Source organism: Lonepinella koalarum, from assembly GCF_004565475.1.
Taxonomy (GTDB): domain Bacteria; phylum Pseudomonadota; class Gammaproteobacteria; order Enterobacterales; family Pasteurellaceae; genus Lonepinella; species Lonepinella koalarum.
In genome coordinates this window covers 227,557-241,587 of record NZ_SRHX01000001.1, presented here as the reverse complement: position 1 = coordinate 241,587, position 14,031 = coordinate 227,557, and the positions used below count along the sequence as shown (strand labels likewise).

Annotated in this window: 12 protein-coding genes and 4 tRNA genes; 7 read left to right on the top strand and 9 right to left on the bottom strand. The window is 38.6% G+C overall.

Annotation, left to right across the window (positions count from 1 at the left end):
- The first annotated feature begins 117 nt into the window (after nucleotides 1-117).
- Both E0709_RS01220 and E0709_RS01215 read left to right on the top strand, forming a co-directional pair.
- Nucleotides 118-1,098 carry a carboxylesterase family protein gene (locus E0709_RS01220; RefSeq protein ID WP_132299737.1) on the top strand — a complete coding sequence of 327 codons (981 nt, stop codon included), beginning with the start codon at nucleotides 118-120 and terminating at the stop codon, nucleotides 1,096-1,098.
- A 23-nt stretch (nucleotides 1,099-1,121) separates the two neighbouring features.
- Nucleotides 1,122-1,808, top strand: coding sequence for a class I SAM-dependent methyltransferase (locus E0709_RS01215; protein ID WP_132299735.1), 687 nt, complete (start codon nucleotides 1,122-1,124; stop codon nucleotides 1,806-1,808).
- A 354-nt stretch (nucleotides 1,809-2,162) separates the two neighbouring features.
- On the opposite strand, the gene E0709_RS01210 is transcribed toward E0709_RS01215, so the two are convergent.
- The 9 genes from E0709_RS01210 to E0709_RS01170 all read right to left on the bottom strand — a co-directional run bounded on the left by E0709_RS01210 (nucleotide 2,163) and on the right by E0709_RS01170 (nucleotide 9,844).
- Nucleotides 2,163-2,966, bottom strand: coding sequence for a DAPG hydrolase family protein (locus E0709_RS01210; protein ID WP_132299733.1), 804 nt, complete (start codon nucleotides 2,964-2,966; stop codon nucleotides 2,163-2,165).
- Between the two features lie 258 nt (nucleotides 2,967-3,224).
- A complete protein-coding gene (gene adhE, locus E0709_RS01205) occupies nucleotides 3,225-5,840 on the bottom strand; it encodes a bifunctional acetaldehyde-CoA/alcohol dehydrogenase (protein WP_132299731.1) in 2,616 nt (871 codons plus the stop codon).
- 182 nt (nucleotides 5,841-6,022) lie between these two features.
- A complete protein-coding gene (locus E0709_RS01200) occupies nucleotides 6,023-7,144 on the bottom strand; it encodes an MBL fold metallo-hydrolase (protein ID WP_207905205.1) in 1,122 nt (373 codons plus the stop codon).
- Between the two features lie 178 nt (nucleotides 7,145-7,322).
- Nucleotides 7,323-7,985: a PIN domain-containing protein gene (locus tag E0709_RS01195; RefSeq protein WP_132299729.1), complete on the bottom strand. Its 663-nt coding sequence runs from the start codon at nucleotides 7,983-7,985 to the stop codon at nucleotides 7,323-7,325.
- 177 nt (nucleotides 7,986-8,162) lie between these two features.
- Nucleotides 8,163-9,347 carry an elongation factor Tu gene (gene tuf, locus E0709_RS01190; RefSeq protein WP_132299727.1) on the bottom strand — a complete coding sequence of 395 codons (1,185 nt, stop codon included), beginning with the start codon at nucleotides 9,345-9,347 and terminating at the stop codon, nucleotides 8,163-8,165.
- 107 nt (nucleotides 9,348-9,454) lie between these two features.
- Nucleotides 9,455-9,530, bottom strand: a tRNA-Thr gene (locus E0709_RS01185).
- A 7-nt stretch (nucleotides 9,531-9,537) separates the two neighbouring features.
- Nucleotides 9,538-9,612, bottom strand: a tRNA-Gly gene (locus E0709_RS01180).
- Nucleotides 9,613-9,653: 41 nt separating this feature from the next.
- Nucleotides 9,654-9,738: transfer RNA gene (locus E0709_RS01175), tRNA-Tyr, on the bottom strand.
- A 30-nt stretch (nucleotides 9,739-9,768) separates the two neighbouring features.
- Nucleotides 9,769-9,844, bottom strand: a tRNA-Thr gene (locus E0709_RS01170).
- Nucleotides 9,845-10,060: 216 nt separating this feature from the next.
- Between E0709_RS01170 and coaA the strand changes: the two genes are divergently transcribed.
- The 5 genes from coaA (at nucleotide 10,061) to E0709_RS01145 (ending at nucleotide 13,911) form a co-directional block, all read left to right on the top strand.
- Nucleotides 10,061-11,005 carry a type I pantothenate kinase gene (gene coaA, locus E0709_RS01165; RefSeq protein ID WP_391540685.1) on the top strand — a complete coding sequence of 315 codons (945 nt, stop codon included), beginning with the start codon at nucleotides 10,061-10,063 and terminating at the stop codon, nucleotides 11,003-11,005.
- A 205-nt stretch (nucleotides 11,006-11,210) separates the two neighbouring features.
- Nucleotides 11,211-11,903 (top strand): hypothetical protein, encoded by a 693-nt coding sequence (locus E0709_RS01160; protein ID WP_132299723.1) that lies wholly within the window; start codon nucleotides 11,211-11,213, stop codon nucleotides 11,901-11,903.
- A 24-nt stretch (nucleotides 11,904-11,927) separates the two neighbouring features.
- Complete coding sequence (locus E0709_RS01155; RefSeq protein WP_132299721.1) at nucleotides 11,928-12,284, top strand: DUF1330 domain-containing protein; 357 nt, start codon at nucleotides 11,928-11,930, stop codon at nucleotides 12,282-12,284.
- Between the two features lie 10 nt (nucleotides 12,285-12,294).
- The gene (locus E0709_RS01150) at nucleotides 12,295-12,957 is read left to right on the top strand and encodes an HXXEE domain-containing protein (RefSeq protein ID WP_132299719.1); all 663 of its coding nucleotides are present in this window, start codon (nucleotides 12,295-12,297) and stop codon (nucleotides 12,955-12,957) included.
- Between the two features lie 192 nt (nucleotides 12,958-13,149).
- Entirely contained in the window at nucleotides 13,150-13,911 is a 762-nt protein-coding gene (locus E0709_RS01145) for a sulfite exporter TauE/SafE family protein (protein ID WP_132299717.1), read from the top strand.
- The last annotated feature ends 120 nt before the right edge of the window (nucleotides 13,912-14,031 follow it).

Genomic DNA, 14,031 nt, shown 5'->3' with positions numbered 1-14,031 from the left:
GATATTGCACGAATAGAGGTTAAAAGTTAGGATTAAAGTCAAATTTGGTAGATATTGCCACTCGTTTGGGCTTTACTATAATGACATTATTTATTGGCAACCATCTAAGGAGTAACCATGAAAAAAATCCTATCTCTTATGTTAATTTCCACGCTCATAAGTGCGTGTAACGCTAATACCCAATCTACCCCAAATGCTGTGGGCGGTCCGCAATTAGGTTCAGTGTCTAACTCAGCCAGTCCTTACGGTGGTGCGGATAAAAGCTACGACACCACACTTCCCATCCTGCGTGAGCAAATCGCACCACGCTTCCAAGTACTTAAATTCACTGATGAAGCCACAGGTAAAACGTTGGAATACAATCTCTACACGCCGAAAAACTACAGTCCGAAAAAATCCTATCCGCTGGTAATGTTTATTGCCGATGCTAGCACTGCAGGCAAAGGTACAGCTGCACCATTAAAACAAGGTTATGGCGGTATTATTTGGGCAACCGATGAATCGCAAGCGAAAAATCCTGCGTTCGTGCTTGTGCCAGCGTTTAGTGGTGTGGCGGTTAATGATGCGTGGCAACACACCGATGAAGTCGATCTCGTTATTCCGCTGATTAAACAACTCACAAAAACGTACGCTATTGACCAAAATCGCCTTTATACCACAGGGCAATCAATGGGCGGTATGATTTCACTTTATTTAAATAGTCTTTACCCTGATTTCTTTGCAGCATCAATGTTTGTGGGCAGTAAATGGGACATCAACTCACTTGAACCACTCAAAAACAACAAATTCTTATATGTAACCGCCGCAGGCGATAAAGCGACTGAAACCGCACAAGGTGTAGGTGCAATTCTTGCCAAAGCAAATGTACCATACGGTGAAGTAGAATTTTCCGCAAAATTGCCACAAACCGAGCAAGACAGCCAAGTCGCAGCCTTACTCACCAAAGGTAACAAAGCGAATTTTATTCGTTTTAGCAAAGGCTCTGTGTTGCCTACAGGCGTGGACGGCACAAAAGGTGCAAGCGAGCATATGTATTCGTTTGACTATGCCTATTTGCTCACACCAGCCCGTGAGTGGTTGTTTAAACAGCGTAAATAATAATCAATTCAAGGTAATAAAATATGAGCAATTTGCCGTTAGACACACACATAGAAATTTTTTCTAATGAAAGAGCCAGTAATTACGATAATTTTGTGGACAATTGGATACCGGGTTATCATTATTTTTTGGATTTTTTGCCGAAAATTCTCGATCAAAATTCTCCCAAATCCATATTAGTAGCAGGCTGTGGCACAGGAAATGAAATTGTAAAATTGGCTGATTATCGTGATGATTGGCAAATTACAGGATTTGATCCTTCGCCAGAAATGATTAGTCAAGCACAGCATAAACTTTCTGATTACCCAAATATTGTGTTAAAAAATTGCACAATAAACGATTTACAGAAAGAGCAATGTTTTCAGGCTGCTACGCTGCTGTTGGTCTTGCATTTTATTCCTGATGACGGACAAAAATTATCTTTGTTAAAGGATATTGCCGACCGTTTGGAAAGTGGTTCAAGTTTCATTCTTTTGGACATTACAGGCGATGGCGAACAGCTTGATAAAAGTCTTAAAATTTTGAAAGATCTACTTGCAAACAGTATTGGTGAAGATGAAAAATTAGCTCGTATTGAGCGTATTAAACGAGATTTCCACCTTGTGCCAGAAAATCGCTTTGTGGAGCTATGTACTCAGGCAGGTTTTTATTCCCCAATCCGATTTTTTCAGTCGACTGTTTATGTGGGTTGGCATTGCATAAGGCGTTGAAAATTATAACAATATACGTATGAAATCTGGCAAAAATCAAGGTATCAGCTTAATGGCATCGCTCCGCCTTTTATGCCTATTATTCGTGCAAAGATGATTTAGTTGCTCAGATAATTACCGATGTGAAAGTCGAAATTAGGTAGCTGGTTGCACTTTGCCAGCAAACCGCCAACATGCAGGAATTTTGGGTGATTCGATGAATAAATGGTATGAATTACGCCATATTTTGTTCGTTTTATGGCAGAATAGTTTGGATATAGTCAGAACAGGGGAAAAGAGTGTGAAAAATACCGCACATTTTTATAACGTGCGGTATTTTATTTACCTACTTCTACAAAGTGCGGTGATTTTTCCTTATGAATTTACCAACTTTTGCTCAATCGGCAAATGCCCAAATTCAGCATAGACTTTCGGCAAAATCGCCGCTAAGTTGGTGTATTCTTCCATCGCGTGGAAACTTAAACAACGCACCATTTCAAGTGGTGTTTGTGGGGCAAGCACCCAAAAACGGGTACGTAATTCAATACCTTTTCCGTTAGCGTGCGGACGAGCAATGTGTCCCATTTTGACTAATCCACCCATCGCTTTTGCCAAAATTCCCGTAACGGCTTTATCGGTAAAACGTGCCACATCAAAACCAAAATCCGCAGGGCTTTGAAACTCAATTTCAATTTCTTGTACACCTGTGCCGATGTCTTCCACCGCCGTATGCGTGGTTGTCCACAAACGCTCTTGGGCTGGTATTATCGTATTTTGCAAACGTTGGCTATCCTGCTCATTGACACGCACTTCCACATGAACTTTATTATCCCAAATTTTATAACGCATCGGCTCAACTGTGTGCCAACAGAACCACCAATCTAACATTTCCGCTGTAACATCAGGCATTTGCACCATTGAAGCTGCACAACCTGTACCATCTTCAAATAAGCAATAGCCGATTTCGGTGTCTAAATAGCCGTCATTGAGCAAATCATTGAGATTTTCCGCACGCAACATTCTGGCTGCGTCTATCTGCTTAATTTGTGCCACTAATTCAGGGGCAACTGGGGCGAGCGGTTGCTCATAATATTTGTAAAGTGGTGAATTTCTTTCCGCTTCGGTCAGTTCAGGTTGAGTTACCCATAAGCCGTTTAAGGTTTGCACTTGTTTAGTCATGGTATTTTCTCCAAAAGATTGCTTGGTTAAGATATGAGTATTATAAGTAACAAGAATGGCAAAAAATTTTGGCTTATGCCAAACTGTTGCATTGCAGCGAAAAAAACTTGTGTCTAACTTACGTTTTCAACGCTAAACATCATATTTGGTTATAAAAATCTGCACCCTACAGGTCGGTGATTAGTCCAACTTTTGAGGTGCAGATTATTTTTTAGTAAATAACCAAAGTGCGGTGTATTTTTTATAAATTTTTAGACATTATTTCTCATCACCATAATAGGCTTTGGTCATAATTTCTTCCATATCTTCCACCATCGCCAAACGTGGATTGGCTGGGGTGCATTGATCTTCATAAGCGTGTAATGCCAATTCACGGCGAGCAGCTAAGAACGCTTGTTCATCTATGCCCTGATCACGCAAGGACATTTTTATTCCGCAACGAATCGCTAAATCGTGAACGGCTTTCGCATAGGATTCTACACCTTCTGCTGGCGTAGCCGCTGGCAAGCCTAAGATTCTGGCAATATCTTGATAGCGTTTATCCGCAATGTAGCTGGTGTATTTCGGCCATGTTGCCACTTTAGTTGGGCGAGTACCGTTATAGCGAATCACATGTGGTAACAAGATTGCATTTGTACGACCATGGATGGTATGGAATTTACCGCCGATTTTGTGAGCCATAGAGTGACTGATACCTAAGAATGCGTTGGCGAATGCCATACCCGCCATGGTTGAAGCATTGTGCATTTTTTCACGTGCATGTTCATCAAACTCTTTGACAGATTTTTCAAGGTTTTCAAACACTAGTTTAATCGCTTGCAAAGCTAAACCGTCAGTAAAATCATTGGCTAAGATAGAAACGTAGGCTTCGGTGGCGTGGGTTAATACGTCTAAGCCTGTATCTGCTGCAACGTGAGAAGGCACTGACATAACTAACGCTGGGTCAACAATGGCAACCGTTGGGGTTAATGAGTAATCCGCTAATGGGTATTTAATATCACCATCGGTAATAACCGCAAATGGGGTAACTTCAGAACCCGTGCCTGATGTGGTTGGGATACCTACAAATTTCGCTTTACGCCCTAATTGTGGGAATTTGAACGCACGTTTACGAATATCCATGAATTTTTGTACGAGATCACGGAAATCCACTTCTGGTTGTTCATAGAATAACCACATTACTTTCGCTGCGTCCATCGGAGAACCACCACCTAAGGCGATAATAGTATCTGGTTGGAAACTCCGCATTAAGTCTGTACCACGGCGGACGGTTTCAATGCTTGGGTTTGGCTCGACATCACAGAATAATTGATAAGTCACTTTATTACGGCGTTGACGGAGTTGATCGGTAATGCGATCGACAAAGCCTAAATCCACCATTGAACGGTCGGTGATAATCATCACTTTTTCCGCATCTTTCATTGATTTTAAGTATTGAATTGAATCACGTTCAAAGTAAATTTTTGATGGAACTTTAAACCATTGCATATTATTTCTCCGTCTGCCCACACGTTTAATATTAATTAAATTCACCGCACTTACGTTGTTACCGACGGAGTTTTTACCGTACGAACCACAGCCGAGTGTTAAAGATGGTAAGAAAGAGTTATACACATCACCGATACCACCAAAGGTTGATGGTGAGTTCCAAATGACACGAATGGTTTTCACTCGTTCACCGAATGTTTTGGCTAAATCAGCGTTTTTAGTGTGAATCGCTGCTGAGTGACCTAAACCGTGGAAATTCACCATAGCTTCTGAAAGGGCTAAACCTTCTTCGGTAGAATTTGCTTTCAATAACGCTAACACAGGTGATAATTTTTCACGGGTTAATGGTTCTTTTTCGCCCACTAATTTACATTCGGCTAATAAAATATTGGTTTTTGGTGGAACGGTAAAACCAGCTTGTTCCGCAATCCAAGCAGCAGGTTTTCCTACCACGTTCGGATTTAATTTTGCACCTGCACAGTTCGCACCGTTGGCTTTTACACCGAAAATAAATTCTTCTAATAAGGCTTTTTCTTTTTTGTTGACCAAATAAACGCCGTAGGATTTCATTTCTTTGACAAAGGCATCATAAATTTCTGCATCCACAATAGCCGCTTGCTCTGATGCACAAATCATACCGTTATCAAAGGATTTTGACATCACAATGTCATGCACTGCTTGTTCAAGATTGGCTGATTTTTCTACATAAGCTGGCACGTTACCTGCCCCTACGCCCAATGCTGGTTTACCACAAGAATAAGCGGCTTCCACCATGGCATTACCACCTGTAGCAAGAATCGTCGCAATACCGGGATGTTTCATTAAAGCAGAAGTGCCTTCCATTGATGGTTTGCTAATCCATTGCACACAGTCTTTTGGGGCTCCTGCTGCTACGGCAGCATCATACACTACTTGAGCCGCATGAGCAGAAGATTGTTGAGCGGATGGGTGGAATGCAAATACAATCGGGTTACGGGTTTTTAACGCAATTAAGGCTTTAAAAATGGCCGTTGATGTTGGGTTGGTGGTTGGCGTGATACCACAGATCACACCGACAGGATCCGCAATTTCGGTAATGCCCGTTACGTCATCTTCACTAATTATGCCAGCGGTTTTCAGATGACGCATATTATTCACGACATACTCACAGGCAAACAGGTTTTTGGTGGCTTTATCTTCAAACACACCACGCCCTGTTTCTTCATAAGCGTGCATGGCTAATATGCCGTGCTTATCTAATGCCGCCACTGATGCTTTGGCAACGATATAATCCACTTGTTCTTGGTCCAGCTTGCGGAATTCTTCCAACGCCACTAAACCTTTTTCAACCAGTGCATTTACTTCTGCTTGGGCTGGGCTAACTGCATTTTCAACAGCATTACTCATAATGATTTCTCCTAAAAGTTGTAAAATATTTAACTGGAGTGGATTATAACATTTTGGAGTAATTACCGCATAATTTTACCTAAAAACAGTTATAAGATCTGATATAGATCAAATACTCATGCAAAAAATAACAGATAACCAATTAATTATTAACCTTGATTTAACATTTACGCTAAACCAATCTATTTCACCACGGACCACCAATCTTCCTGTGGTAATTTATTCAAGGTGAAAGTTTGCCCTATTTTAGGTGTGACCGTTTGAAAATCCTGTTTCTCAGCAGCTGTTAAAAAACGCTGAATAGGATCACGCCAATTATGGTTAGCTAAATCGAATTTTGCCCAATGAATTGGTAATACTACTTTTGCTTTCAAGTCCACAGTAGCTTGTACTGATTGTTCAGGTGTCATATGAATCAAAGGCCAATGATCATCATAAGCGCCATTTTCTATTAAAGCGATGTCAAACGGACCATATTTTTCGCCAAGCAATTTATAATGTTGACCATATCCCCCATCACCATTAAAAAAGACTGTTAATAATGGTGACTTAATCACCCAACTTCCCCACAATGTAGTATTTCGGTTGGTTAGCCCACGCCCACTAAAATGGCGAGATGGCGTTAAGGTAATATGGAGTTGATCCAGTTGAGCATGCTCATACCAATCTAACTCAGTAATTTTTTCATCTGGTACACCCCAACGTTGTAAATGTCCTTTCACACCTAATGGTACATAAAAGTGCGTTGTTTTTGGGTTAATTTCTTGAATAGCTTGATAATCAAGATGATCATAGTGATCGTGAGAGATTATCACTGCATCAATGGCTGGCAAGTCTGCCACACTTGGTGTATAGGTCATAGTAAAAGGTTTACCGCCAAAAAAGATTGGAGAAGCACGATGAAATACAGGATCGGTGATTAAAATTTTGTCATTAAGCTTAAATAATACCGTGGAATGTCCAAGCCATGTAAAACTACCATTTTCTATCTGAGTAGTATCTAACTTTAAGCTCGGTAAAGGCTCACTAGGCTGCTTTCCATCAGGGGGAAAGGCAATTTCAAAAATACGTTTTAACCATGAAGTTTCTTCCCCATTTGCAGCTTTTTGGAAACCTGTTGGTGTAGGCTCTAAATTAACAAAAGTCTTGCCATCAAAGTTTGGCGATTTATTAATTTTTGCCCGACTTTGTTCATCGGGAGAACCGCCAAACGCCGGATACAAGTTAGAACAAGCTACAGCACCGAGTAATAAGCTAGCAAATAAAGCAGACATCTTTTTAACACATTGGAATAATTTCCTCATTTATTACTTTCCTAAATAAAATAAAAAAAAACAATCTAAATCTTAACATAATTCTCCATCTTGATTAAAAATAATAAATATTTAACTATAGTCTATTGATATAGTTTTGCTTTAACTATTTAGTTATGGATATTTAAGTTATACTGACATACTTAATACCTATCTTTATCTCTATTTTTCACTTTTTTAAATAGACCACTTGACTATTTTTAATCGTAATCCACTTCTCTTTTTCCAATAGTTCAATGATATTATTGGTGATATGCTGTTTAAGATCCTGCGTGATTTCCACAAAATTTATTCTACTAGAGATATAATTATATAATGTTTGCTTTTTCTTCGGTAAATGCCGTTCTTCTGATTGAGTTAGAAAATGAATAACCAACTTAAAAGCTCTCTCCATTATCTTATCTGAAATGGATTGACTCAATTTCACATTTTCTTTGCTTTCAAGTTTATTTTGATTATTGGTTGATTCTAATGTATTTTGTGCTTTACTCTCATCTTGTGGACGAATAAGTTGGCAATGTCGTGTTGTTAACTTATGAATATAATCACAAATGCCCAAATAACCTTTATCATTTGAAATAATATCAAATTGAATCATTTTATCCACCGAGTGATCACATTTGCCAAGATAATAAGCGATATGGAAATCCAAATTATTATCTGCAATCTTATCCACAGTAATGACGACTATATTTAGTGGTACTGTATATTTTTCTGCAAGCCTAATACTTGTTTGGTTAGCGCCAATGAATAAAAATATTTTTTCATATTGGGTTAGATTAAGATAATCCAAAGAATTGATGTTTTCGTAATCAATAAAAGCATATTTCATTTTTAGAAATTCCATAAATAAAAACATAGTATTATCAATAAATTTATTTAAAGAAAGTAATATAGGTCAAAACTGGAATCAAGATCACAAATTTTAAGATGGAATTAAAGTTTCAACTTGAGAAAAACAAAAGGGCGTATTCAATACGCCCCTAAAATATATTCGTTAAATCGTTAATTATTTAACAATTTTCGCTACCACGCCAGCACCTACTGTACGTCCGCCTTCACGAATCGCAAAGCGTAAACCTTGGTCCATCGCAATTGGGTGGATTAGGCTCACAGTCATTTTGATGTTGTCGCCTGGCATAACCATTTCCACGCCTTCTGGTAATTCGATTGTACCTGTTACGTCTGTGGTACGGAAGTAGAACTGTGGACGGTAACCTTTGAAGAATGGAGTGTGACGTCCACCTTCTTCTTTTGACAATACATAAACTTCTGATTCAAAGTCAGTGTGTGGGGTAATTGAACCCGGTTTTGCTAACACTTGACCACGTTCGATTTCTTCACGTTTAGTACCACGTAATAATGCACCAATGTTTTCACCTGCACGACCTTCGTCAAGTAATTTACGGAACATTTCTACACCCGTTACGGTTGTTTTCGCGGTATCTTTGATACCCACGATTTCCACTTCATCACCTGTACGGATAATACCACGTTCTACACGACCTGTTACTACAGTACCACGACCAGAAATGGAGAATACGTCTTCAATTGGTAATAAGAACGGTTGGTCAATCGCACGTTCAGGTTCTGGAATGTAAGTATCTAAATGGTTAGCCAACTCAAGAATTTTTTCTTCCCATTCTGCTTCACCTTCTAAGGCTTTTAAGGCAGAACCACGCACGATTGGGGTGTCATCGCCTGGGAAATCGTATTGTGAAAGAAGTTCACGCACTTCCATTTCCACTAATTCTAATAACTCTTCGTCATCTACCATGTCGCATTTGTTTAAGAATACGATGATGTAAGGAACACCTACTTGGCGACCTAATAAGATGTGCTCACGAGTTTGTGGCATTGGGCCATCGGTTGCTGCTACTACTAAGATTGCACCGTCCATTTGTGCCGCACCGGTAATCATGTTTTTAACATAGTCGGCGTGTCCCGGACAGTCAACGTGTGCATAGTGACGAGTTGGGGTATCGTATTCAACGTGTGAAGTGTTGATGGTGATACCACGGGCTTTTTCTTCTGGTGCATTATCGATTTGGTCAAATGCACGCGCAGCACCACCGTAGTGTTTTGCTAATACAGTGGTGATTGCTGCTGTTAAAGTTGTTTTACCATGGTCAACGTGGCCGATTGTACCCACGTTAACGTGCGGTTTTGTACGTTCAAATTTTTCTTTAGACATGTTAAGAAGTCCCTCTAAAAAACACGGTTATCGATGGTACAATAACACCACATTAACCTAATGTAACTAAAATTCGGTTTATATCAAAGGAAGTTGAAATTAAGAAGTGGTGCTGATAGGCGGATTTGAACCGCCGACCTCACCCTTACCAAGGGTGCGCTCTACCAACTGAGCTATATCAGCGCTTACTTGGAGCGGGCAGCGGGAATCGAACCCGCATCTCTAGCTTGGAAGGCTAGGGTAATAGCCATTATACGATGCCCGCAGTCCTAAATTCATCTGTCCATCAAACAAATTCATTAAGAATGGTGGAGGGAGAAGGATTCGAACCTTCGAAGGCTGAGCCAACAGATTTACAGTCTGCCCCCTTTGGCCGCTCGGGAACCCCTCCACAAATGAATTGCTTGTTTACGAAAAATAATGGTGCCGACTATCGGAATCGAACTGATGACCTACTGATTACAAGTCAGTTGCTCTACCTACTGAGCTAAGTCGGCATATCGTAAGCAAGTGAGGCGTATTATAGGGAAATTTTACGCCCTGACAAGTATTTTTTAATAAAAAAAGCGAAATTTCCTATTATTCGACTAATAAACAAGCAGAATTTCATCATTCTGTTTTAAACACTAACATTGTTATAAAAATTTATGCCACTTTACCGCAAATTAAGGTATATTTTGCATATCTTATATTATTCTACTAAAGATATTATTGTGACGGACGTTATTTATTCTAACAGCAAACCTCTTAGTCCTTTTTTAACCTTTGAACGTGAACAATGGGCGGAATTGCGAAAATCTGTTCCATTAAAACTGACAGAACAAGATCTAAAGCCACTATTAGGTTTCAATGAAGAGCTTTCCTTAGATGAAGTCAGTACGATATATTTGCCATTAGTTCGTTTGCTCAATTATTACATTGAAGAAAATATCCGCCGCCAAACCGTATTAAACCGTTTCTTAGGCGTACAAAACCCAACGGTTCCCTATATTATTAGTATTGCAGGGAGTGTAGCGGGGGGGAAAAGTACATCAGCTCGAATTATTCAAACTTTATTAAGCCAGTGGCCGAATGAACGTAAAGTAGATCTCATCACCACAGATGGATTTCTATATCCACTCGATATACTTAAAGAAAAAAAAATCTTAGATAAAAAAGGGTTTCCAATTTCTTATGACACCCCAAAACTTCTACAATTTTTAGCCGATATTAAATCCGGCAAAAACAACGTCAAAGCCCCCATTTATTCACATTTAACCTATGATATTATCCCCGATCAATTTAATATCATTGATCAACCTGACATCTTAATTTTAGAAGGTTTAAATGTATTACAAATCAGCACTAAAGCAGAAATCTTTGTCTCGGATTTTGTAGATTTTTCTATTTATGTAGATGCTGAAGAAGAATTACTAAAAAAATGGTATATCCATCGTTTCCTAAAACTCCGCCAAAGTGCATTTAATAATCCAAATTCTTATTTCAAACATTATGCGAATTTATCCGAACCAAAAGCCATTCAAACCGCTGGCAAAATTTGGGATGATATTAATGGGTTAAATTTGAAAGAAAATATTTTACCCACCAGAGAACGGGCAAATCTTATTCTCAAAAAAGGGGCTGATCATGCGGTAGAATTAGTGAAGTTAAGAAAATAGTGGAAAAAATACCGCACTTTATGATTTCACCCAACAATATAACTATATAAAATTTGTTTATCCATACAAAATAAACAATATGTCTGCTTATCCCTATAGTACTACTTATTGCTGTTGGTTGTTTCAGTTGGTAATCAATTTATAATAATAACCATTGAAAGCCAACGAGCTTTATGTAATTAATCACTCAATTAGGAGAACAAAAATGTCAAATATTCGTTCAATCATCAACGGTCAAGAAATCAGCGAAATTGAATTACTTCGCAAAGAATTAGAACGTGCTTATATCGCTTTAGATTTAATCAAAACTAAATTAGGACACGAAGGTGTAGATCGTATTCTTAAACAAGAAATGGACGAAATGGATGTGAAATTCCAACACTTCGCAAACACTTGCAATGGTGAGTTGGTATTAAGCCAAGCTGTGATGCAAGTTGACGGCTTGAAAGCAGAAGACTTCTTAAAATGTTTCCGTACATTCAGCGAGCAAACCAACTGGAAAGCGAACCCTGAGCATTACATGATTAAAGATACCGAGGGTGGCAATCGCCGTATTATTGAAACCGTGGGCTGTTGGGATAAGCCAGTGAATTTAATCGGCAAATTCTACCCAAGTATTGAAAATGCTCCAGCACAAGCAAAAGCGATTCGTGATGAAGCAAAATATCCGTACGTAAATTACATTTCTTGCCCTGTGATTGAGGGTGATCATTCAACTGCCGTGGCAGCATTCCACCAGTTCCGCAATACTGACACCGGTTGCGAAGTGTTACTTGGCGTATTTATGCCAAAAGGCGTAGATCAAGAAATGATTGAAGGGCATAAATGGCACTTAGCGATTGAATGGCGTAACTGGGCGAGAATGGCAATGGAACAACTTGCCAAAGAGAAAGCATAATTTTCTATTAACAAGGAGACAACGATGAAATTTATTAAATTAATTTCCATAATTTTTACCGCACTTTTCACTGGATCAGTATTAGCTGCCCCTGCTTATGTGATTGGTGAAGTAAATGTTACGAACCAAGCAGGAATGCAAGAATATCGTGCAGGTTTTATGGATTCGCTTAAACCTTATGGCGGTAAAGTAGTGCTAAAAGCCACCAAGCCAGAAATGCTTGAAGGTGATTCAAATGGCGTAGTCAGCATTATTGAATTTGAAAATGCAGAACAAGCTCAAGCCTGGTATCACTCAGATTTCTATCAAAAAATCAATAAAAGTCGCAAAGACAGTAGCACATCTCGAGTATTAATTGTTGAAGCAACAGAAACAAAATAAGGAGTTTACAATGATGAATTGGTATCGTCATAACTGGTATAACGTAGGTATGGTGCTATTTATTTTGCTTGCCTACTATCTCGCCCTTTGGGGACACAATCAACTAAGCGAAATCCAAGTGATTTTAACTTTAAGTTGGATGGCAATGTTAGTACACCAATTTGAAGAATATGCTTATCCGGGTGGTTTCCCTAGCATTTTTAATATCGTGTTATTAGGCAACCACGGTAATGATTTTAACCGTTATCCCACTAATGCCAATTTAGTGATGATCAACAATGTATTCCTTTGCTATACATTCTATATCATTGCAATTATTTTCCCTGATTGCATTTGGTACGGCTTAATCCAAGTATTACAAGCCTGCTTGCAAGTCACTAATCATGGGGTAACTTCATATAAATTACGTCGTTGGTACAATCCGGGATTCGGCTCAATCTTTCTACTCAATATTCCAGTAATGATTTATTATATTTGGTATATTGAAAGCCATAACTTAGTCACCAGTACAGATTACGTTATCGGTATTATTGGCGGTTTTGCATCACTATGTGTATTATGGGTTATTCCAATTATGCTACTCAAAGACCGCAACAGTCCATACCCATATCGTGAAGATCGTATTTGGGGTTATGCGGCAGATAGAGTGAAAGAAATTAAGAACCCCCAATAATTTGCCAGCCTCTCAAAAAAACACCTTACATTTGTACATCATCCAAATGTGCGGTATTTTTTTTGCGCTTATCTTGCCAAAATAGGCAAAATTTGCACCGCAGTTTTGCTGATTTATTTTTGGCTTGTTCTGCTTGGAAATACAATGATAATATATTGATATCTCTCACCATCAATCCCCCAGGAAATAGCGATGCTGTATATTGCCATTATTTTAGCCAGCATTTTGCACGGTATTACAGGCATGGGCTTTCCGATGATAGGTACAGTCGCCTTATCATTGCATATGCCCTTATCACATGCGATTGTCATGCTTGCTATTCCTTGTGCCATGATGAGCTTACTCGTATTATGGGTAAAACCGAAAACGCAAAAATTAACATTATGGGCGTATTGCCAATATTATTGGCGTTTAATTTTATTTAGCGTGATAGGCAGTATTTTAGGGGTAAAATTATTGCTGATTGTGTCGGATGCCTTTTTATATTTAGTCATGGCAGTGGTAACTTTATATTACGCTATCACAGGTTTATTAAGTCAATATACATCAATTCAACCCTTTAATGTCAAAAATACGCACTACAATCAAATTATATTCGGTTTTATCGCAGGTTTAGTCGGTAGTAGTACCAATGCTATGTCGCCGATTTTAATGATGTATTTACTCAATCGTAGCGATAATAAAGATGAAATCGTCAAAGTGAGTAATATTTGTTATTTATTGAGCAAATTGTTACAAATTAGTTTATTACACCAAGAATTAAGTTATTTATTTAGCACGCAATATGTAATGCTATGTCTAATTATGCTCATTTCTATCGTGTTTTTATTTATGGGCGTTTATATTCGCCCTAAATTAAGTACCTTATTTTTTAGAAATTTAGTCTATGTAGTATTGCTGATTTTAGGGTTAAAAGTAGAGGCGAGTGGGTTAATGGCGGTGTTATTGGTATAAATAGCACAAAAACAACACTCCCCTTGTTTTCGTATGCTTTACCTACTTATTTATCTCTTTTTGTCGCTTGTATTCACGCATACCACGCCTTACAATAAACTTATCTTTTGGTTAAAACAG